Source organism: Metabacillus sp. Hm71, from assembly GCF_051842955.2.
Lineage (GTDB): Bacteria > Bacillota > Bacilli > Bacillales > Bacillaceae > Metabacillus.
Window position 1 is genome coordinate 2144048 of the sequence record NZ_CM200278.1, and the last position, 20061, is coordinate 2164108.

Annotated in this window: 19 protein-coding genes; 16 read left to right on the forward strand and 3 right to left on the reverse strand. The window is 36.7% G+C overall.

Annotated features, from left to right (window positions below; translation table 11 throughout):
• Positions 1-49 precede the first annotated feature (49 nt).
• Positions 50-1939: a heavy metal translocating P-type ATPase gene (locus ACSVDH_RS10080; protein WP_439249789.1), complete on the forward strand. Its 1890-nt coding sequence runs from the start codon at positions 50-52 to the stop codon at positions 1937-1939.
• Positions 1940-2052: 113 nt separating this feature from the next.
• On the opposite strand, the gene ACSVDH_RS10085 is transcribed toward ACSVDH_RS10080, so the two are convergent.
• Complete coding sequence (locus ACSVDH_RS10085) at positions 2053-2268, reverse strand: hypothetical protein (RefSeq protein ID WP_299092944.1); 216 nt, start codon at positions 2266-2268, stop codon at positions 2053-2055.
• Between the two features lie 271 nt (positions 2269-2539).
• Here ACSVDH_RS10085 and ACSVDH_RS10090 point away from each other — a divergent pair, with 271 nt between their 5' ends.
• Both ACSVDH_RS10090 and ACSVDH_RS10095 read left to right on the forward strand, forming a co-directional pair.
• Positions 2540-3640, forward strand: a complete 1101-nt coding sequence (locus ACSVDH_RS10090) for a M24 family metallopeptidase (protein ID WP_439249333.1) — start codon at positions 2540-2542, stop codon at positions 3638-3640.
• Positions 3641-3704: 64 nt separating this feature from the next.
• Complete coding sequence (locus tag ACSVDH_RS10095; RefSeq protein WP_439249334.1) at positions 3705-4394, forward strand: thermonuclease family protein; 690 nt, start codon at positions 3705-3707, stop codon at positions 4392-4394.
• Positions 4395-4875: 481 nt separating this feature from the next.
• Here ACSVDH_RS10095 and ACSVDH_RS10100 read toward each other — a convergent pair whose 3' ends face one another.
• Positions 4876-5091 carry a hypothetical protein gene (locus tag ACSVDH_RS10100; RefSeq protein WP_299092949.1) on the reverse strand — a complete coding sequence of 72 codons (216 nt, stop codon included), beginning with the start codon at positions 5089-5091 and terminating at the stop codon, positions 4876-4878.
• Positions 5092-5318: 227 nt separating this feature from the next.
• Here ACSVDH_RS10100 and ACSVDH_RS10105 point away from each other — a divergent pair, with 227 nt between their 5' ends.
• A complete protein-coding gene (locus ACSVDH_RS10105) occupies positions 5319-5597 on the forward strand; it encodes a hypothetical protein (protein WP_439249335.1) in 279 nt (92 codons plus the stop codon).
• A 160-nt stretch (positions 5598-5757) separates the two neighbouring features.
• The gene (locus ACSVDH_RS10110; protein ID WP_366945230.1) at positions 5758-5841 is read left to right on the forward strand and encodes a putative holin-like toxin; all 84 of its coding nucleotides are present in this window, start codon (positions 5758-5760) and stop codon (positions 5839-5841) included.
• Between the two features lie 154 nt (positions 5842-5995).
• Here the strand turns inward: ACSVDH_RS10110 and ACSVDH_RS10115 are convergent, their stop codons facing one another.
• Complete coding sequence (locus tag ACSVDH_RS10115) at positions 5996-6421, reverse strand: hypothetical protein (protein WP_299092951.1); 426 nt, start codon at positions 6419-6421, stop codon at positions 5996-5998.
• A 235-nt stretch (positions 6422-6656) separates the two neighbouring features.
• Between ACSVDH_RS10115 and glcT the strand changes: the two genes are divergently transcribed.
• The 11 genes from glcT (at position 6657) to ACSVDH_RS10170 (ending at position 19819) form a co-directional block, all read left to right on the forward strand.
• Positions 6657-7496 carry a glucose PTS transporter transcription antiterminator GlcT gene (gene glcT, locus ACSVDH_RS10120; protein WP_439249336.1) on the forward strand — a complete coding sequence of 280 codons (840 nt, stop codon included), beginning with the start codon at positions 6657-6659 and terminating at the stop codon, positions 7494-7496.
• 242 nt (positions 7497-7738) lie between these two features.
• Positions 7739-9844 carry a glucose-specific PTS transporter subunit IIBC gene (gene ptsG / locus ACSVDH_RS10125; protein ID WP_439249337.1) on the forward strand — a complete coding sequence of 702 codons (2106 nt, stop codon included), beginning with the start codon at positions 7739-7741 and terminating at the stop codon, positions 9842-9844.
• A gap of 95 nt (positions 9845-9939) precedes the next feature.
• Complete coding sequence (locus ACSVDH_RS10130; protein ID WP_046511491.1) at positions 9940-10206, forward strand: phosphocarrier protein HPr; 267 nt, start codon at positions 9940-9942, stop codon at positions 10204-10206.
• Positions 10206-11927: a phosphoenolpyruvate--protein phosphotransferase gene (ptsP, locus tag ACSVDH_RS10135; protein WP_439249338.1), complete on the forward strand. Its 1722-nt coding sequence runs from the start codon at positions 10206-10208 to the stop codon at positions 11925-11927. Before ACSVDH_RS10130 ends, ptsP begins: the two co-directional genes overlap by 1 nt.
• Positions 11928-12144: 217 nt before the next feature.
• Positions 12145-12387, forward strand: a complete 243-nt coding sequence (locus ACSVDH_RS10140) for a transcriptional regulator SplA domain-containing protein (protein ID WP_439249339.1) — start codon at positions 12145-12147, stop codon at positions 12385-12387.
• Positions 12388-12472: 85 nt separating this feature from the next.
• Entirely contained in the window at positions 12473-13501 is a 1029-nt protein-coding gene (splB, locus tag ACSVDH_RS10145; protein WP_439249340.1) for a spore photoproduct lyase, read from the forward strand.
• Positions 13502-13774: 273 nt separating this feature from the next.
• Positions 13775-14560 carry an SDR family oxidoreductase gene (locus tag ACSVDH_RS10150; protein ID WP_439249341.1) on the forward strand — a complete coding sequence of 262 codons (786 nt, stop codon included), beginning with the start codon at positions 13775-13777 and terminating at the stop codon, positions 14558-14560.
• A 23-nt stretch (positions 14561-14583) separates the two neighbouring features.
• Positions 14584-15456 carry an NAD(P)-dependent oxidoreductase gene (locus ACSVDH_RS10155; RefSeq protein WP_439249342.1) on the forward strand — a complete coding sequence of 291 codons (873 nt, stop codon included), beginning with the start codon at positions 14584-14586 and terminating at the stop codon, positions 15454-15456.
• A 241-nt stretch (positions 15457-15697) separates the two neighbouring features.
• Positions 15698-17785, forward strand: coding sequence for a peptidoglycan D,D-transpeptidase FtsI family protein (locus ACSVDH_RS10160; RefSeq protein ID WP_439249343.1), 2088 nt, complete (start codon positions 15698-15700; stop codon positions 17783-17785).
• Positions 17786-17871: 86 nt separating this feature from the next.
• A complete protein-coding gene (locus ACSVDH_RS10165) occupies positions 17872-18054 on the forward strand; it encodes a hypothetical protein (protein WP_299086688.1) in 183 nt (60 codons plus the stop codon).
• 148 nt (positions 18055-18202) lie between these two features.
• Positions 18203-19819, forward strand: coding sequence for a long-chain-fatty-acid--CoA ligase (locus ACSVDH_RS10170; RefSeq protein WP_439249344.1), 1617 nt, complete (start codon positions 18203-18205; stop codon positions 19817-19819).
• Positions 19820-20061: the final 242 nt, after the last annotated feature.

The window sequence follows — 20061 nt, forward strand, 5'->3', positions numbered from 1 at the left end:
GGGAGTGAGAGAATTGGAACTAAATACAGCAAGTAAACTAGCAAATCCTATACAATCGGAACATCATACCTTTTCAAAATGGACTGAACATATTGAACTTATAAATGCCATTATTGCTGGAGTGCTTATTGGGTTCGGCTGTTTTTTTGAGAGCAACGGAAATCAATCAATTGCGATTCCTTTATTTATTTTGGCATTTGTCATTGGCGGCTATGCTAAGGCGAAGGAGGGTATTGAGGAAACAATCTCCGAAAAAACACTAAATGTTGAGCTGTTAATGATTTTTGCGGCCATTGGTTCAGCTATTATTGGCTATTGGACAGAAGGAGCTATTTTAATCTTTATTTTTGCATTAAGTGGGGCACTTGAGACGTATACGATGAATAAAAGCCAACGGGAAATATCGGCTTTGATGAGTCTGCAGCCTGAAGAGGCATGGGTGATTGATCATTATGGCAATGAACGAAGGGTTCATATTTCCTCATTGCAAATCGGTGATACGATTCTAGTTAAGCCTGGTGAACGTGTTCCTGCTGATGGTATTATTTTATCTGGTAAAACGAATATTGACCAATCTGCAATCACTGGTGAATCAATGCCTGTTGAACGTGAGATAAATGATGAAGTATTTGCCGGAACTGTCAACGGGAACGGATCTATAACCATAAAGGTAACTAAAAAGAGTACCGAAACAATGTTCCAGAAAATCCTGGATCTTGTCCAATCGGCTCAATCTGAAAAATCTCCTTCACAGCAATTTATCGAAAAATTTGAAGGAACCTATGTAAAAGCAGTGTTAGCTCTTGTAGCAATTATGATGGTGCTTCCTTATTTTGCACTTGGTTGGAGCTGGAATGAAACAATTTATCGTGCACTTGTCTTAATGGTGGTTGCTTCCCCTTGTGCTTTAGTTGCCTCGATTATGCCGGCTACTTTATCGGCTATCTCAAATGGAGCAAGAAATGGTCTGTTATTTAAAGGCGGCGTACATTTAGAGCAATTGAGTAAAACAAAGGTTGTTGTATTTGATAAAACAGGTACATTAACTAAAGGGGAACCAACTGTAACAGATATCATCATTACAGATTCTGTTGATAACGATTTATTTTATGAAGCAGTTTTATCAATTGAAAATCAATCAAATCACCCATTAGCTCGTGCGATCGTTGCAAAAATTCAAAAGGATTTTCCGCTGAGTATCGCCAATATGGCATCTGTGGATGAAAAATCCGGCTTTGGAATAAGTGCCGTTTTACATGATGTTAAATGGAAAATCGGAAAAGCTGATTTTGTTGGCAGAGATCTAGCGGACAGTTTTGGTGATGGCGTTAGCGGAAAGCTGGCTAAGGAAGGAAAAACAATTGTCTATGTTGTACGTGAAGATCAAATTGTCGGTCTTTTAGCATTAAAAGATACTGTTAGGGAGGATGCAAAAGTAGCTCTTCAGACCTTACAGAGAAATGGCATAAAAACTGTTATGCTAACAGGTGACAGTCAATCTACAGCAGAAGCAATTTCGAAAGAATTACAAATTGATTATTTTATTGGAGAGTGCCTTCCTGAAGATAAAGTAAATGAAATTAAGGCTTTAAAAGAAAAATATGGCACTGTAACGATGATTGGAGACGGGATTAACGACGCGCCAGCGCTGGCTGTATCTGATGTAGGAATTGCAATGGGCGAAGGAACAGATGTTGCTTTGGAAACGGCGGATATTGTGCTCATGAAAAATGAATTATCTAAGCTTACGAAGGCTTTTACGTTATCGAAAAAAATGAATCTAATTGTTAAGCAAAATATTGTATTTTCGATGTCAATCATTGCGTTTTTAATTTGCTCGAATTTTATTCAAATACTTGATCTTCCATTAGGTGTAATAGGTCATGAAGGAAGCACAATTCTTGTTATTTTGAATGGTCTTCGTTTATTAAGAGGGTAAACAAAAACGTCAGTGCCTTGCTCATACTTTGTCAATCAATAGATCGATCATTTTACTATATTAGTTTATTAAAGGGACTGTTTCATTTTTTGAGACAGTCCCTTTCTTTATAGTCAAGTTTCACTAGCTGAAGGAGAAGATGTTTTTTCTTCATCATCAGGTCTTTTGCTAACGATGATATAGGAAGTAACAAAACAACAAAAGCCTATAATCCAACCGAACACTGTACTATAATAATATAGATCAATTAATGACATACCAATAATTGGCGAGAGAACCCCAATTATGCAAAGAATCGGAACTAGCTGACGTTTTACCCAATGAAGCACGGAAAACAACTCCTTAGCAGGAAGAAAAAATTAAGTAAGATTAAATAATGATAATAAATTTTTTAGAATAAGAGTATAAGCTTCATTCTCGTTTATTTCTTAATCATTATTGTTCGAATATTTGTATGTAGTTATTATACAGGAAAATAATTATTTAGAGTACACGAGAATTATTAAAAACTTGTTACAAATATCAATGATCATGTACCACAGAATCGATCTGGTTTGTTATGATGTTATTATAGTGAAATAGCATAGGAGTGAAAGGTGAATGGAAAAACGTTTAATAAAGTTAATGAATTCGCTGCAAGAGCAGGAGATTGACATGTGTTTTATCCACTCTAAAGAAAATGTTTTTTATTTAACTAACTTTTATAGTGACCCGCACGAACGATTAATGGGTTTATTTCTTTTTAAAGAAAAAGAGCCATTTTTCATCTGCCCTCAAATGGAAGCAGGGCAAGTGAAGGAAGCTGGATGGAATTACGAGGTTGTGGGCTACGGTGATCATGAAAACCCTTGGGAACGAATACAAGATGTTCTTGATAAACGTGATCTCAAATCTATTAAGAAGTTGGCAGTTGAAATTGAAACAATTTCATACAGTAGAGCTGAGAATTTACAGCAAATCATTCAGTCTGAAGAAATCGTATCAATTGAACAGATGTTAAACGAACACCGTGTTATAAAGGACGAAAAAGAAGCAGAGATTTTACGGCAGGCAGCAGAATTAGCGGACTATGGAGTCAAAGTAGGTGTTCATGCACTAAAACAAGGGATATCCGAAATGGAAGTACTTGCTGCGATCGAATATGAATTAAAGAAAAAAGGTATTCGTGAAATGTCCTTTTCCACGATGGTATTGTTCGGAGAAAAGTCAGGTCAGCCTCATGGGAACCCAGGATTAAAAACGTTAAGTGAAGGTGACTTTGTATTGTTTGATCTAGGTGTGGTTCTTGATGGATATTGCTCGGATATTACGAGAACGTTTGTATATAAGTCCTATGTTGAAAAACAAAAGCAAATATATGATACTGTTTTGCAAGCACAATTAGCAGCTTTACAGGCCAGTAAACCTGGAAAGCGAATCGGCGATTTGGATTTAATTGCAAGAGAAATTATTACAAATGCTGGATATGGTGACTACTTTCCGCATCGTCTTGGCCATGGCCTAGGTATAAACGTTCATGAATATCCATCCATGAGTCATACAAATAACGAAGTTTTGAAAGAAGGCATGGTTTTTACTATTGAACCAGGAATTTATGTACCAACCGTTGGCGGAGTTAGAATTGAAGATGATGTAATGATTACGAAAGATGGTTTTGAAGTATTAACAAAATTTACGAAAGAGTTTACTGTGATTAATTAAATGTAACATTTGTTCTTAAGCTAAAATAATTAAGAGTGAAATTATTCCAGAGGGGAAACGAAACTTGAGAATTTGGATGATAGCTGTTATCACCTTATTTTTGACAACTGCCTGTGTATTAAAAGAGAATGGTTCTGATCGAATCTCTGCACATGTCACAAGAGTTGTTGACGGCGACACTGTTCATGTAACTGTAAATGGGAAAGAGGAGACTGTCAGGCTATTGTTAGTAGATACTCCTGAAACAGTACACCCTACTAAACAAGTCCAACCATTCGGACCAGAGGCTAGCAGTTTTGTAAAAAAGTTATTACATGATGCTGATGTAGAATTAGAGCTGGATATTGGTGAACGTGATAAATACGGCAGGTTATTGGCTTACCTTTATGTTAACGATGAAATGGTCAATCAATTGCTTCTCGAAAAAGGTTTAGCAAGAGTTGCCTATGTTTTCGAGCCTAATACAAAATATGTTGATAAATTTTATAAGATTCAAAAACAGGCTATGGCAAAGGGGATTGGTATTTGGAGTATTGAAAATTATGCCACAGATCAAGGCTTTAATGAAGATCCCTCAGCTGTCCATGCAGAAAATAAGACAGATGAATGTACGATCAAAGGGAATATTAATTCAAAGGGCGAAAAGATTTTCCATACTGAGAATTCCCCTTCCTATAAGGTAACAAAGCCTGAAAAAATGTTTTGTACAGAAGCTGAAGCCATTGCAGAAGGGTATCGAGCAGTAAACAGATAGTGAAAAATTGACAAAGAGCTGCCTTATTAGCAGCTCTTTTTGCATCTTGTAATTGAACTGACAAATATTTGATTCGTCAATCCCATCTTTCGTAAACCTATGTAAAATTTGTACATTTTAATGTGAAGTTTCTTTAGCTCAAGATATAGACAATAGAACATTGACGCATAAACGATATAAGCCCTACCTCTCTTATATCAATACGGCTCCTAGGCCGCGCCAAAGTAAAGAAGCGTCATGATGTGTTAACAAAATTCATCCAAGAAGCGCGCTACTTTTTTAATACCCATTTTTCAGATGGCAAAACCTTTAGCATAAAAAATATACAGTTTGTAAGATCTAGTAAAGCTGACAAAACAGAATACGAATGTCAGCTTGATATTACGAAATGGTTGTTGTTTGGGAGATTTAAAAAGATTAGATTGAAAGTGAGGGAATAAGGTTTAAACACAAAGTTTAAGTTTAACATGATCTTTGTTTTTTATGAAACGTTTGTTTTTTTACACCACCCTGCAGATAAAATTTGCTCAATAGAAAAGCTGCGAACTTGGTTTCGTAAGTAACAGTAGGCCAAAACGTTATTGTTGCTGATTTTTTTCACGATGATTTTTCGATGTGAAAACTCTCCTCCTTTTGAATGGTAAATAATATCGATTGGTAGTTGCTTTTCCAGGCTTAATCTAAAATATTGCTTCAAAATAATACACCTCCATCAACACAAAAAGAATAAGCGAACATACATTCTATTATACGCGATTCCATCGAAAATATGTTCGGTTTTTTACATGAAAGAAAGCAGAAATATTTTCTACTTTCCTTACCTAGTTTTGCCATATTTTTTCCTCTAAAAACGTATGATGATAAAAAGAAATTTTTTAAAGGATTTATTTATTCAATTATTAACTTTTGAAAGGGGAGAAGGTAATGACTGAGCAGGAAAAGGTGAAATTAATTCAAGAAATAACAGAGGATATCATTCGTCTTTCTGTTAAAGATCATCAAGAGAAAAGAAGAAGTGAACAGGAAAAAGCAGTTGAATTACTAGCTAGAGCTTTATACGATTTCTCGGTTATGTACCTATCACCACAGACAAACCATGAAGAAGCCCTTAAAGGGACACTTGCAAAAGTAAAGATTGCTTATAATACTCTTGATCGGATCAAAACAACTAAGCTGCATATTACAAGAATAAATCAAACTTAAAAAGTTACCTGGTAAATGATCAGAGGGGTTGAATTGTTCATAAGGATAGGATGATATAACTAAATAAGAACATATGTTCCAATCTTGTTTCGGTTTATGATACAATAAGGATACAGTCAAATGGATCAAACAAGCCCCTAGTGAAAGGGGGTGATGCCTGTTGACCATTTATGAAAGCTTAGTCGCTATGTTTAGTTTTGCTTCATTGATAGTAGCTATATTAGCCTTTTCACAAAAAAAATAGACCTTGGCCAGGTCTATAAAACATTATCGTTAGATCCAATTTTGACTGTAGACTGTGGATGCGGCAACATCCACGGTCATTACTTAAATATATTATAGCATAAAGATAAATATGATACAGCAAACTTCTATGATGAATGCAGGGAACCTTTTTCTTATTCAAGATTTAATTTTTTTAATAATGGAGAAAAAACATATTCAATATCAAAAAACATGGGATTATTTTCATCATTATAAAGAATAATTTTACCTTCATTCTTTGTTTCGGGAATGTATAACAACAGAACCTCACTTACAATATCTTCAAACCATTTGTTTTTAACTTTTATCGATTTTGTAAGCGGAATTTTTATTAAATACCCTTTCTTTGGAATTGGATTTGCTTGTACGGTTACTCTTTTAATTGATCGTATTGCCTTTTGTATCTCCGCATCTATTTCCTCTGAGCTCTCAATCTCCTTAATGATATTGCTTGTTTCAATATCCAAAACCTTAATTTTCAGATTCTCTGCATTGATTTGCTGTTTGTCGAAAATGAAAAAGCAAAGAAATAGCAGCATAATCTTTATTGCTTTTTTCATAATTTATTCACCTCTAGTTTATCGTTCCCAATTTATTTGATCCTTACGAATAACAATTTTCATTATAGTAAAAAAGCTTGAAGGTAAGTGTTTTTTATCATGCTTCGGGTTTGGTATCATAAATGTCAAGTGATAATTCCGCTATTTTTTTCTACATAAAGCGACAAATTCATTGACGTTCTTTGTGAACTCTTGTACGATGAGAAAGATTGAATGAAAAGGAGCTGTGGATTTCGTGAAGGAGTCCTTTCAAATAAAAAAAGCATTAAATAATAATGTATTAATTGCCCATCATCATTCTTTTGGTGAGGTTGTTTTAATTGGCAAGGGAATCGGCTTTGGTAAAAAGAAAGACGACATCCTTGAAGAAAATCGATTTGAAAAAATGTTTGTGTTAACAAATCAAAAGGAACAGGAACAATATAAAAAGCTATTAACGGATATTGATGAAGATATGCTTGATGTGGTACAGGATGTGATCCGATATATATCCGATCGTGTTGAGCATCCGTTAAATGAACATATTCATATTGCCTTAACAGATCACATCACGTTTGCGTTAAAGCGTTTACAGCAAGGGATGGATTTAAAAAATCCATTTTTAATTGAAACGAAATCTCTTTATCCTTTTGAATTTCAGCTTGCAACAGAAGTCATTAAACGCCTTAATAAAAAACTGAATGTCAAGCTGCCCGATGGGGAAATTGGATTTATAGCTTTACACATTCATAGTTCCATTACAAATAAACCGCTTTCAGAAGTAAACCAATATTCTCAGTTAATTAGCCGTTTAACAGATGTCATTGAGGATTCATTAAAAATAAAAGTGGATCGGGAAAGTGTGAATTATTTAAGGCTGGTTCGGCATCTTCGGTACACGATTGAAAGAGTTAATACAGGTGAAACAGTTGCTGAACCCGAAAAATTAGCTTTTTTGTTGAAAAATGAATATCCTCTATGCTACAATACCTCTTGGAAAATGATTAAAGTGATGCAACAGGCGTTAAAGAAACCAGTCTATGAAGCAGAAGCTGTGTATTTAACCATGCATTTATATCGATTAACAAATAAATGAAGATACGATGCGTTTCACGTGTTACTGATTCGATCAGGCATGAGTGAACAAGATGTGTTTTTATTTGCTATTTTGGGGAAGTATACCTATTAGCGGATAAACCTCTGTTCACCATGCCTTTTTTATTTGTTTTTACCTTTTTATATCTGTACTAATGTAAACGGTCAAAAAATTTATAAAGCTCTTGTTCAATGGTTTTTAACTGCTAGTTGTCACTAAAAAAGTAATGGAGGTTAACGATCATGTTTAAAAATGCATTTGGCGTCCTGCAAAAAATTGGACGTGCACTCATGTTGCCGGTTGCTTTATTGCCTGCTGCAGGTCTTTTATTAGCATTAGGCAATGCTTTGCAAAATGAGACATTAATTGAAATAGCGCCATTTTTAACTAGCGATTGGGTTGTATTAATCGCGAGTGTTATGGAGAATGCTGGTAATATTGTTTTCTCAAATTTACCGGTATTATTTGCTGTCGGTGTTGCCATCGGTCTTGCTAATGGTGATGGGGTTGCAGGAATTGCTGCATTAATTGGATACCTAATCATGAATGTTACGATGAGTAGTATTTTAAAAGGTTTAGGTGTTATGCCGACAGATTCAGCTGCACTAGGAGAATTTTTAGCAGCTAATAGTGCTGCATATGGGAATGTACTCGGAATTCCTACCTTGCAAACAGGGGTTTTCGGTGGAATAATTGTCGGTGTTTTAGCTTCCTATATGTACAATAAGTTCTTTACAATTGAATTGCCGCAATATTTAGGTTTCTTTGCCGGCAAACGATTTGTACCAATAGCAACAGCTGCTTCAGCTGTCGTTCTTGGGATTATTATGTATTTCATTTGGCCGCCTATTCAATCAGGCTTAAATGCATTCTCAACAAATTTGTTGGATGCTAATAGAACGTTAGCAGCATTTATTTTTGGGGTGATCGAACGTTCCCTTATTCCATTTGGGTTACATCATATTTTCTATTCCCCGTTCTGGTTTGAATTTGGTTCATATGTGAACGCTGCAGGCGATACAGTCCGTGGTGACCAAACGATTTTCTTTAACCAAATTAAAGATGGAGTACAGGATTTAACTGCAGGTACATTTATGACTGGTAAATTCCCATTCATGATGTTCGGTTTACCTGCTGCTGCATTAGCGATTTATCATGAGGCAAAACCTGAAAATAAAAAAATTGTAGCTGGTTTAATGGGGTCTGCTGCATTAACTTCTTTTTTAACTGGTATTACAGAACCTCTTGAATTCTCATTCTTGTTTGTCGCACCAGTGTTATTTGGAATTCATGCTATCTTTGCTGGTTTATCCTTTATGACAATGCATCTATTGGATGTAAAAATCGGGATGACATTCTCAGGGGGATTAATTGACTTTTTGTTATTTGGAGTATTGAACCCGCAAACAAATTGGTGGCTAGTGATTCCAGTTGGTTTAGTGCTTGCGGTCATTTACTATTTTGGTTTCCGCTTTGCGATACGCAAATGGAATCTTGCAACACCTGGACGTGAAGCTGCAGATGTTGAAACAGCTGATGAAGGTGAAACAAAAGGAGCTTCTGATGATTTACCAGTCCAAATTTTACAATCATTAGGTGGACAAGAGAATATCAAACATCTTGATGCATGTATCACACGTTTACGTGTAACAGTAAATGACGCAAAAGAAGTTGATAAAAACCGTTTGAAAAAGCTTGGAGCTTCAGGAGTACTAGAAGTTGGAAACAATATTCAAGCCATTTTTGGACCTAAGTCAGATAATCTAAAAACACAAATTCAGGATGTTATGGCCGGTAAAAAGCCAAGAGCAACAAAAACACACTCTCAAACTCAAGAAGTTCAAGAACAAGTAGAAGATGTAGTGGCAGATGGCTTGAAAAATGATGTGGCAGATGAAACATTCGTATCTCCACTTACAGGTGAATTGAAAGACATTACGGAAGTTCCTGACCAAGTATTTTCAGGCAAAATGATGGGAGACGGGTTTGCTATTTTACCTGATAATGGAACTGTTGTTTCACCAGTTAATGGTAAAATCTTAAATGTTTTCCCAACCAAACATGCGATTGGTATTCAGTCTGACGGAGGAAAAGAAATTTTAATTCACTTCGGTATAGATACAGTTAACCTTAAAGGTGAAGGCTTTGAAGCATTTGTTCAAGAAGGTGACATTGTTGAACAAGGACAAAAATTACTTGAAGTTGACCTTGACTATGTGAAACAACATGCACCTACAACAATGACACCAATTGTGTTTACCAACTTAAAAGAAGGTCAATCCATTAAATTACAAACTAAAGGCAAGGTAAGTGCAAAGGATGATAATATCATTTCGATTGAAGATTAATTTGAATTTTCAATAAGATAAAACTTGTTTTTTGATTTGGGACTGATAAAATAGTATTTTGTAGAATAATGTAACTAAAAGGAGATTGATGAAAAATGGCAGAAAAAACATTTACAGTAACAGCAGAAACAGGAATTCACGCACGTCCAGCAACAGTTTTAGTTCAAACAGCTAGTAAATATGATGCAGATGTTAACTTAGAATATAACGGCAAAACAGTTAATCTAAAATCAATCATGGGTGTTATGTCTTTAGGAATTCCTCAAGGATCTCAAATTAAGATCACTGCAGCTGGTTCAGATGCAGACGATGCAATTGCTGGCATCGAAGAAACATTGAAAAAAGAAGGGCTTGGCGAATAATGAGTGCAAACCTAAAAGGGATTGGAGCTTCTGCTGGTATTGCAATTGCAAAAGCATACCGCCTGGAGGAACCAGAACTTAAGATCGAAAAGATAGAAGTCACAGATAAAGAAGCTGAAAAGCAACGATTTGAACAAGCGATTAGTCAATCAAAAGCTGAGCTTGAAAAAATTAAAGAACATGCAAATCGTGAACTAGGCGCGGATAAAGCAGAAATCTTTGCTGCTCATTTACTCGTCTTGAGCGACCCGGAGCTGCTTAACCCTGTTGAGGACAAGATTAGCACTGAGGGTGTAAATGCTGAATTTGCAATGAAAGAAACAGCTGATATGTTTGTTTCAATGTTTGAAGCTATGGATAACGAATACATGAAAGAGCGTGCTGCTGATATTCGTGATGTGACGAAACGTGTTATCGCACATTTACTAGGCGTTCAAATTCCAAATCCAAGCTTAATTTCTGAAGAAGTAGTGATTATTGCTGAAGACTTGACACCTTCTGATACTGCACAATTAAATCGTCAATACGTAAAAGGATTTACCACTGATATTGGTGGTCGTACTTCACATTCAGCTATCATGGCTCGCTCAATGGAAATTCCAGCAGTCGTAGGTACGAAACAAGCAACCTCTTCTATTGAAAATGGTGTAATGGTCATTGTTGACGGACTTGATGGAGATGTCATTATCGATCCCGCGCCAGAAGTCATTGCTCAATACGAAGAGAAAAAAGCAAAATATGAAGCACAAAAAGCAGAGTGGGCAAAGCTTGTTAATGAGCCAACCCTATCTAAAGATGGAATGCATGTAGAACTAGCTGCTAATATTGGTACACCTGAGGATGTAAAAGGTGTAGTAGAAAATGGCGGAGAGGCTGTCGGCCTTTATCGTACAGAGTTCCTTTACATGGGCAGAGACCAACTTCCAACAGAGGACGAGCAATTTGATGCTTATAAAACAGTTCTAGAAAGAATGGAAGGAAAGCCGGTCGTTGTTCGTACACTAGACATTGGCGGTGACAAGGAGCTTCCGTACTTAAATCTTCCTAAAGAAATGAATCCATTCTTAGGCTTCAGAGCGATTCGTTTATGTTTAGAAGAACAAGATATTTTCCGTACGCAATTGCGTGCATTATTACGTGCAAGCAGTTACGGAAATCTAAAAATAATGTTTCCAATGATTGCTACAGTTTCTGAATTTAGAGAAGCAAAAGCGATTCTTTTAGAAGAAAAAGAAAAGCTAGTTGCAAATGGTGTACAAATATCTGATTCAATTGAAATTGGTATGATGGTTGAAATTCCATCAACAGCAGTAATGGCAGATCAATTTGCAAAAGAGGTTGACTTCTTTAGCATTGGAACAAATGATTTAATTCAATACACAATGGCTGCAGACCGTATGAATGAACGTGTATCATACTTATATCAACCATATAATCCAGCGATTCTTCGCTTAATTTCAATGGTGATCGATGCTGCTCATAAGGAAGGAAAATGGGCTGGCATGTGTGGGGAAATGGCAGGAGATCCAGTTGCCATCCCATTATTACTTGGTCTAGGACTAGATGAGTTCTCTATGAGTGCTACATCCATCCTTCCGGCACGTACACAAATTAAAGATCTTTCTAAAGCAGAAGCACAAAGCTTTAAAGAGAAAGTGTTAGCAATGACAACAACCGAAGAAGTTGTTGCATTTGTAAAAGAAACCTTTAATATATCATAATGAATCTTTTAGGACAGGTATTATGCCTGTCCTTTTTAACGATTTTTTTGTTTTGGTGTCCAGATTTATGTGCCATCGGCTAAATGGTCTATTCAAATAGAAATCGAAGGTAATTGCTATTCGCCTTATGATTGTGCCTTGCTCTTTTCTTATGTTCAAATTTTTTTCAATTGGACAACCTATTCTAGAATGAACTAATTTTGAAGGGAAGGTCCAAATGGAACATAATCATTTTCAAATTGGGGAAGAGGTTTATGTGATCTATCGAAACCCGCATGCAGTAAATGTAGCAAATATCGAAAAAGCAGAAATTGTGAGGCATCCAAAAAATCCGAATGAGCTGGCTTTGTTTCTTTATGATGCATACCATCCATTAGAAGAGGAAGATGCTGTATTCTCAAGTTATGCTGAAGCAGAAAAGCTTTATAATCAATTATTTGATTATCAGCAATATGATTAATTTGAAATTTCTTACTGATTAATAAAAAAGAGATATGGAAAGGTTAATCACATAATATGTCTTTCTTTTTTAGGAGATGGTTGTATTGATAAAACCTTTTGTTCCACAATTAGTTTATATCGAACCGAGAGCACTAGAGTATCCTCGTGGAGTTGAATTGAAACAAAAGTTTGAAGAAATGGGGTTGGAGATTAGGGAAACAACTTCCCATAATCAAGTGCGAAATATACCTGGTAATAATCATCTTCAGCAATACCGGTCAGCAAAATCTACTTTAGTCATTGGTGTTAGAAAAACACTTGAATTTGACAGCTCAAAGCCTTCTGCAGAATATGCTATTCCTCTCGCTACAGGATGTATGGGCCACTGCCATTATTGCTATTTGCAAACGACAATGGGCAGTAAGCCTTATATACGGACTTATGTTAATGTAGATGAGATTCTTGACCAAGCACACAAGTATATGGAAGAGCGTAGTCCGCAAATGACCCGTTTCGAAGCTTCATGTACGTCAGATATTGTCGGAATTGATCATTTAACACATTCATTAAAGGCAGCGATTGAATTTTTCGGTCAAACGGATATAGGAAGGCTGCGCTTTGTAACTAAATTTCATCATGTTGATCATCTATTAGATGCAAAACATAATGGAAAAACCAGGTTTCGTTTCAGTATAAACGCCGATTATGTGATTAAAAATTTTGAACCGGGTACTTCTCCATTAGAGCAGAGAATTGAGGCAGCTGTAAAGGTGGCGAATGCAGGTTATCCGTTAGGGTTTATTGTTGCACCAATTTATATACACGAAAATTGGCAGGAAGGCTACAAGACATTATTTGAAAAGCTCAATGCCCATCTTCCAGCAGATGTTCGCGATGATATCACCTTTGAAATGATCCAGCATAGATTTACAAAACCAGCAAAACGTGTGATTCAAAAAAACTATCCGAAAACAAAGTTGGAATTAAATGAAGAAGAAAGAAGATACAAATGGGGAAGATATGGAATAGGGAAATACATCTATCCAAAGGATCAGGAACAAGAACTCCGTGAAACACTTGAAGGCTATGTCGATCATTATTTTCCAAATGGTAAGGTTGAATATTTCACATAATATGGCATTCAGCAGTTTTTACTCAAGACGGTCCTCACAAAGCATGTGGGGACTTGTCCTTCTTCTTAAATTCCCCTCTAAATAACTTACAAAAGCATTTGTATTCAAACCATAACTTTTTGAACAAATGCCTCAATTGACTTGTTCTGACTATTCGAATGATAGCTGGGCATGTTCTTTCAACACTATATTCAAGTTTTCAGGATTCTTTAGTTAAAGCATTATAAAGGAAATGGTAAAATAAACGTATCTTTACATAAGGGGTGTTTAACAATGCAGTTAGAGTATCAGGGGAAAAGTGCATTAATTATTGCTTCAAGTCAAGGACTTGGAAAGGCAATCGCGAAAAAGCTTGCAGAACAAGGTGTAAATGTAATGATCTCCAGCCGTGATGAAGAAAAATTGAAACAGGTAAAAAATGAGCTTGAGCGCACGGCAAAAGGAAAAATTCATTATAAAGCATGTGATATAAAGAATAAGGAAGACATTAAACTACTTGTTGAGACAACAGTTTCTGAATTAGGTTCGATTGATTTACTTGTTAATAACGCCGGCGGTCCGCCTGCTGGAACGTTTGAGGAAATGACAGATGATGATTGGCAGCATTCCTTTGAATTAAATCTATTAAGCTATATTCGCATTACTAGAGAGGTATTACCGTATATGAAGAAAAATGGCGGGAAAATCGTGAATATTGCATCATCCTCTGTTAAAGAACCAATCCCGGGACTTATTTTATCAAATACCTTTCGGACAGGCATTGTTGGCTTAACGAAAACACTTGCAACTGAGTTTGCACCATATCATATCCTGATTAACACAGTTGCACCTGGTCGAATCGCAACAGACCGTGTTGCCTTTTTAGATGAAAAAGCAGCCGAAAAGCAAGGAGTATCAAGAGATGTCATTGAAGAAAAAATAAAAAGCGCAATTCCGTTAGGACGCTATGGTGAACCTGAGGAATTTGCCAATTATGTTGCCTTCCTATTATCTGACGCAAATAGCTATATGACAGGGCAAACATTTTTAATAGATGGCGGACTGATTAAATCAATTTAAAAAAAGCAAAGGGGAGTTATAATATGAGAAAAACGGTTGGATTTATTGGGCTTGGCGTCATGGGGAAAAGCATGGCCAAGCATCTTATAAAAGGAGGATATCAGCTTAATGTTTTTACAAGAACGAAAGAGAAGGCAGATGACCTTTTAAATGAAGGGGCAATATGGAAGGATTCAGTTCAGAAGCTTTCAACTGATAGCGATATTATTATTACGATGATCGGCTATCCAAAGGATGTCGAAGACGTTTATTTAGGCGAAAAAGGCATTATTGAATCGGCAAAGCCAGGTACATATGTTATTGACATGACAACATCACAGCCATCCTTAGCAAAAAAAATCTATGAACGAGCAAAAGCCAAGGAAATCAATGCACTTGATGCACCAGTATCAGGCGGCGACATTGGTGCACAAGAAGCAAGGTTAGCTATAATGGTTGGCGGTGATAAAAAAGCATTTGAAGAATGCTTACCGCTATTTGAGCTAATGGGACAAAATATTGTTTATCAAGGTGAAGCAGGTGCTGGCCAGCATACAAAAATGTGTAATCAAATTGCGATTGCCTCAGGAATGATCGGTGTATGTGAAGCAATTGCTTATGCAGAAAAATCTGGTTTAGACCCTGCCAATGTATTAAAGAGTATTTCCACTGGTGCAGCAGGAAGCTGGTCACTTAGCAATTTGGCACCAAGAATGCTTGCTGACAATTATGAACCAGGCTTTTTCGTGAAACATTTTATTAAAGATATGGGAATTGCTCTCGAAGAATCGATGAATATGGACTTAAACACACCAGGCCTGCAGCTTGCCCATAAGCTTTATGAACAGCTAGCGGAGTTAGGGAATGAAAATTGCGGTACACAAGCGTTGATTAAACTATGGAAAGGTGAAAAATAAAGGAAAAATTTATAGATCATGCGGTCTGCTTTACTTATTAATGTTGAAGAGATCACCATAGAAATAAGCTGCAAAAGAAGAGGAGTTGTCGCCTCTTCTTTTGCAGTTTTTTACTTCACATTATTTTCAAATTCCAAACCTATATCTTCACAAAGATTAGTGGTAAAATAATGGGTGGACCAAAACTGTAAATATAGATCTTTTGACATAAGCAGATCTTTTAATAAAGGGGGAATTTGTATTGACTGAACAAGGCGCGAATGCATCTGAACACCGAAAATTAAAAAAGTCGAGATACATTCGCATAAATGTATTTTTTTTCCTAGTGTTTGTATTGTTCGTTGCACTTATTGTCCGGCTCGGTGTCGTTCAAATTGTCCAAGGTGAGGCATTTGCCAAAGAAGTGGCACGAACAGAATCAGATTATGCTAGTATGCCTGCACCAAGGGGGAAAATGTATGATCGCTATAATCGAGTAGTCGTTGACAACAAAAGTGTGCCTGCAATTACGTATACTGTTGATAAAACAACAAAAGCAGAGGATAAAATAGCGACAGCTAAAAAGTTATCACAATATATAAGCTATGATGCGGCGTTTTTAGAGAAAGAGCTGAAGGAAAGAGATATAAAGGATTATTGGCTGGCTTCACATCCAGATGAAGCGAAAGAGCTGCTTTCAGAGAGTGAATTGGAGTTAGAATCATCTGAAACTTATCGATTACAGGTTGAACGTGTTCCAGAAGAGGAAGTTGCTGCCATTAAAGCTAGCAGCCAAGAAAAAGAACTTGCCTATATCTACACTCGCTTTTCTTCAGGCTACCAATATGAGCCGCAAATCGTGAAATCAACGAATTTAACAGATGAAGAAGTTTCTATGGTTGCAGAGCATTTAGAAGAGCTTCCTGGCGTTGACGTTATTACGGATTGGGCCAGAGATTATCCGTATGAATCATTGAAAACCATTTTTGGCGGTATTAGTACTCCTGAACAAGGAATTCTTCAATCCAGGGAGGATTTTTATACGGCAAGAGGCTATGCCCGAAATGAACGAGTAGGGACAAGCTATCTTGAATACCAATACGAAGATTACTTAAATCCGCGTAAAGCAAAGATTGAATATATATCGGATAAAAGCGGGAACATTGTCTCTGAAGAAGTGGTTGATGAAGGACAAAGAGGTTATGATCTAAAGCTTTCATTTGACATGGAACTGCAAATGGAAGTAGAAAAAATTGTTGAGGAAGAACTTCGTAAAGCTAGTGCAAGCCACTTTTTGATGGACCGCGCGTTTGTTGTCATGATGGATCCATATCAAGGCGATGTATTAGCGATGGTAGGGAAGCAGCTTAACCCAGAGAACCGCAGTGGTGAAATGCTTGATTTTGCTTACGGGACATTCGCAACTCAATATGAAGCAGGTTCAACAGTAAAAGGAGCAACCGTGCTTGCCGGTTATCAAGACGGGATGCCGATCGGCCAAGGATATTATGATACAACCCTTTATTTAAGAGGAACACCGCCAAAAGGCTCTTATAGAAATCTTGGATATATGACTGATTTAAGTGCATTAAAGCTATCATCCAACGTCTATATGTTCCATGTGGCGATGAGAATTGCTGACATCACATATGTGAAAAATGGACCGTTTAATGCGACTTCAGAGGATTTCCAAAAGCTTCGTAATTATTTTGCTCAATTTGGTTTAGGGGTGGCAACTGGTATTGATTTACCACAGGAGTCTTCAGGTTTAATCAGTACACCAGATTCAGCCGGTAAGCTTTTGGATATTGCGATCGGACAATTTGATACGTATACACCGCTTCAAATGGCTCAATATGTTTCGGTTATTGCCAATGGAGGGTATCGTGTACAGCCCCGTATCGTTACCAGTATCCATGCACCTGTTGAGGAAAATGAAATAGGACCAATTGTTGTTGATAAAGAACCGAATATTTTAAATCGCGTTAACAATACAACAGAAGAAATTGAACGGGTACAACAAGGGTTTAAACTTGTTGTCACATCAGGAACAGCTTCTGCCTATATCGATTATGATGTGGCTGGTAAAACTGGTACATCACAAACCCTTTATTATGGTCCTAAACGTGAATATTGGGGAAGAAAAACAAATAACTTAAACTTCGTTGGCTATTATCCATCTGAAAACCCACAGGTTGCCTTTAGTGTTGTTGTCCCTTGGGCTAGTGATGATAGTGATCCCGTCAATAAGCATATTGCAAATCGAATTGTAAAAGCTTATATGGATCTTCAAGAAAAATATGTTACAACAACAGAAATTAACAAAGACAGTAAAAAAGAAGAGGAATAATAACCTCTTCTTTTTTACTGTGCTCTACATAATTCCCTGATTTTTTCACAAAATACTCATGTGGTCTATAAAGAGGAGTGAAGAAGATGGCGAAACGTACTAAGAAAAATGATCCACAGCAAAAAAACAAAAAAGGCTTTGACTCAAGTGCTATTGATTCAGAATTCAGCCATGAAATGGGCAGTGCAGCAACAAATAAAATTCATCATGATAAAGCGAAAAAAGTAAAAGCAGCCAAAAATAACGGTGAATATAAAGGAAGCCATTAAGAGACCTGGTGTCTCTTTTTTTATGGAAAAACAGTTTCTTTTTAAAAAAGGGTACAGGGCAGCAGGCAGCGAATACATAAAGTAATGAACGAATAGAATATCAAAAAGATGATCTTGATTGTGTACTAATAAGAGGAGGACGAAAAAAATGAAAAATCCTAAACATTGGTTGGCAACGTATCCTGTACATGTCCCAAATGAAGTGGAAATACCTCCTATTTCTGTTCCGGAAATGCTTCAAAAAACAGTTGAACTTTTTGGAGAGCATGAAGCGGTCTCTTTCTATGGAAACAGCTACACATATAATGAGATTGCAAGATTGGTAGGTGAATTTGCATCTTCTCTGCAGCAGGCAGGGGTGCAAAAGGGTGACCGAGTTGCGATCATGCTGCCAAATTGCCCGCAGTATTTGGTTTCCTTTTATGGTGCATTGACAGCAGGAGCAATTGTTACTCAAGTAAACCCAATGCTTGTTGAAAGAGAGCTGGAATATTTGTTAAATGATTGTGAAGCTGAAACAATCGTATTATTACATGCACTCTACCCAAGATTAAAAGCGATTCAAATTAAAACAAGCATTAAAAATATTATTACTGTTAGTTTCCAATCTCCCGTGACAAATCAACTAGAGGATGATACATTTGAGAGCTTCCTAACAAAACAAAATGGGCAAGTTCATCCGATTGAATGTGAACCAGAGCATGATATTGCTGTTCTTCAATATACTGGCGGGACGACAGGCCGGGCAAAAGGGGCAATGCTCACACATCGTAATATCGTCGCAAATGCGGTTCAAACCTATCAATTTATTAAAGAGGAAATCGTGAAAGGCCAAGAAAAATGCTTAACTGTTCTTCCACTTTTCCATGTTTTTGGAATGTCTGCCTGCATGAATCTCTCCATTTATTGTGGAAATTCGATGATCATGTTGCCAAGATTTGATCTTGAGGAGGTGCTTGAAACGATCAAACGCGAGCAGCCATCACTCTTTCCTGGTGTCCCAACGATGTATATGGCGATTACTAGTCATCCGAGGGCGGAGGAATATGGGATTGAATCAATTCGACTTTGTAATAGCGGTAGTGCTCCGATGCCTCTCGAGCTTTTAAGGGAGTTTGAATGGAAGACAGGTGCCAAGATTCTAGAGGGATATGGTCTTTCAGAAGCCTCGCCATCCACACATTGCAATCCTGCCTTTGCTGAAAGAAAACCTGGTACTGTTGGAATAGGTCTGCCAGAGACAGAATACAAAATAGTTGATGTTGCAACAGGAACACAGGAAGTACCGCCTGGTAGACTAGGTGAGCTCATCATAAGAGGACCACAAGTGATGAAAGGTTATTGGAATATGATTGAGGAAACCGCTGCAACTCTTCGTGACGGATGGCTCTTTACAGGAGATATTGCAAGAATGGATAAGGAAGGATATGTATCGATTGTTGATCGTAAAAAGGATCTCATTATTGCAAGCGGTTACAATGTTTATCCTCGTGAAATTGAGGAGGTTCTATATGAACATCCTTCCGTACAGGAAGCTGTTGTTATCGGGATTCAAGATGATTATCGAGGGGAAACGGTTAAGGCATTCATTGTCCAAAGACCTGGAAATACAGCAGATCCTGATGAAATCAAAGGTTTTTGCCGTCAGCACCTAGCTGCTTTTAAAGTCCCGGAAATTGTTGAATTCAGAGAAGAACTTCCAAAAACAAACGTAGGTAAAATTTTACGCAGAGTACTACGGGAAGAGAGCATCAAAAAACAGTAATTTAAGTAATAAAAATAAAAGTTGATGACATTTTCTAAAGAAAATGTTGTAAAAGAAAAAGTCGGTATGAACCGGCTTTTTTCCTATTATTTGAACAGTGTATTGACAAAAGGGGATAACAACGTAAACTTATAATATCTTTAATGCTTTTTGAATACGTGAATTACCTAAAAAAAGGATTTTTATAAATTGGAATAGAATAGTATAAAAAGTAGAAAATTCATTATGTTCATCATGTCACG

Excerpts from the sequence above, each read along its gene's own strand:
- ACSVDH_RS10090 (WP_439249333.1), top strand. The coding sequence starts at position 2,540 with ATGGAAAAACGTTTAATAAAGTTAATGAATTCGCTGCAAGAGCAGGAG.
- ACSVDH_RS10105 (WP_439249335.1), top strand. The coding sequence starts at position 5,319 with ATGACTGAGCAGGAAAAGGTGAAATTAATTCAAGAAATAACAGAGGAT.
- ACSVDH_RS10115 (WP_299092951.1), bottom strand. The coding sequence starts at position 6,421 with ATGAAAAAAGCAATAAAGATTATGCTGCTATTTCTTTGCTTTTTCATT.
- ptsG (WP_439249337.1), top strand. The coding sequence starts at position 7,739 with ATGTTTAAAAATGCATTTGGCGTCCTGCAAAAAATTGGACGTGCACTC.
- ACSVDH_RS10130 (WP_046511491.1), top strand. The coding sequence starts at position 9,940 with ATGGCAGAAAAAACATTTACAGTAACAGCAGAAACAGGAATTCACGCA.
- ptsP (WP_439249338.1), top strand. The coding sequence starts at position 10,206 with ATGAGTGCAAACCTAAAAGGGATTGGAGCTTCTGCTGGTATTGCAATT.
- ACSVDH_RS10140 (WP_439249339.1), top strand. The coding sequence starts at position 12,145 with ATGGAACATAATCATTTTCAAATTGGGGAAGAGGTTTATGTGATCTAT.
- ACSVDH_RS10150 (WP_439249341.1), top strand. The coding sequence starts at position 13,775 with ATGCAGTTAGAGTATCAGGGGAAAAGTGCATTAATTATTGCTTCAAGT.
- ACSVDH_RS10155 (WP_439249342.1), top strand. The coding sequence starts at position 14,584 with ATGAGAAAAACGGTTGGATTTATTGGGCTTGGCGTCATGGGGAAAAGC.
- ACSVDH_RS10165 (WP_299086688.1), top strand. The coding sequence starts at position 17,872 with ATGGCGAAACGTACTAAGAAAAATGATCCACAGCAAAAAAACAAAAAA.
- ACSVDH_RS10170 (WP_439249344.1), top strand. The coding sequence starts at position 18,203 with ATGAAAAATCCTAAACATTGGTTGGCAACGTATCCTGTACATGTCCCA.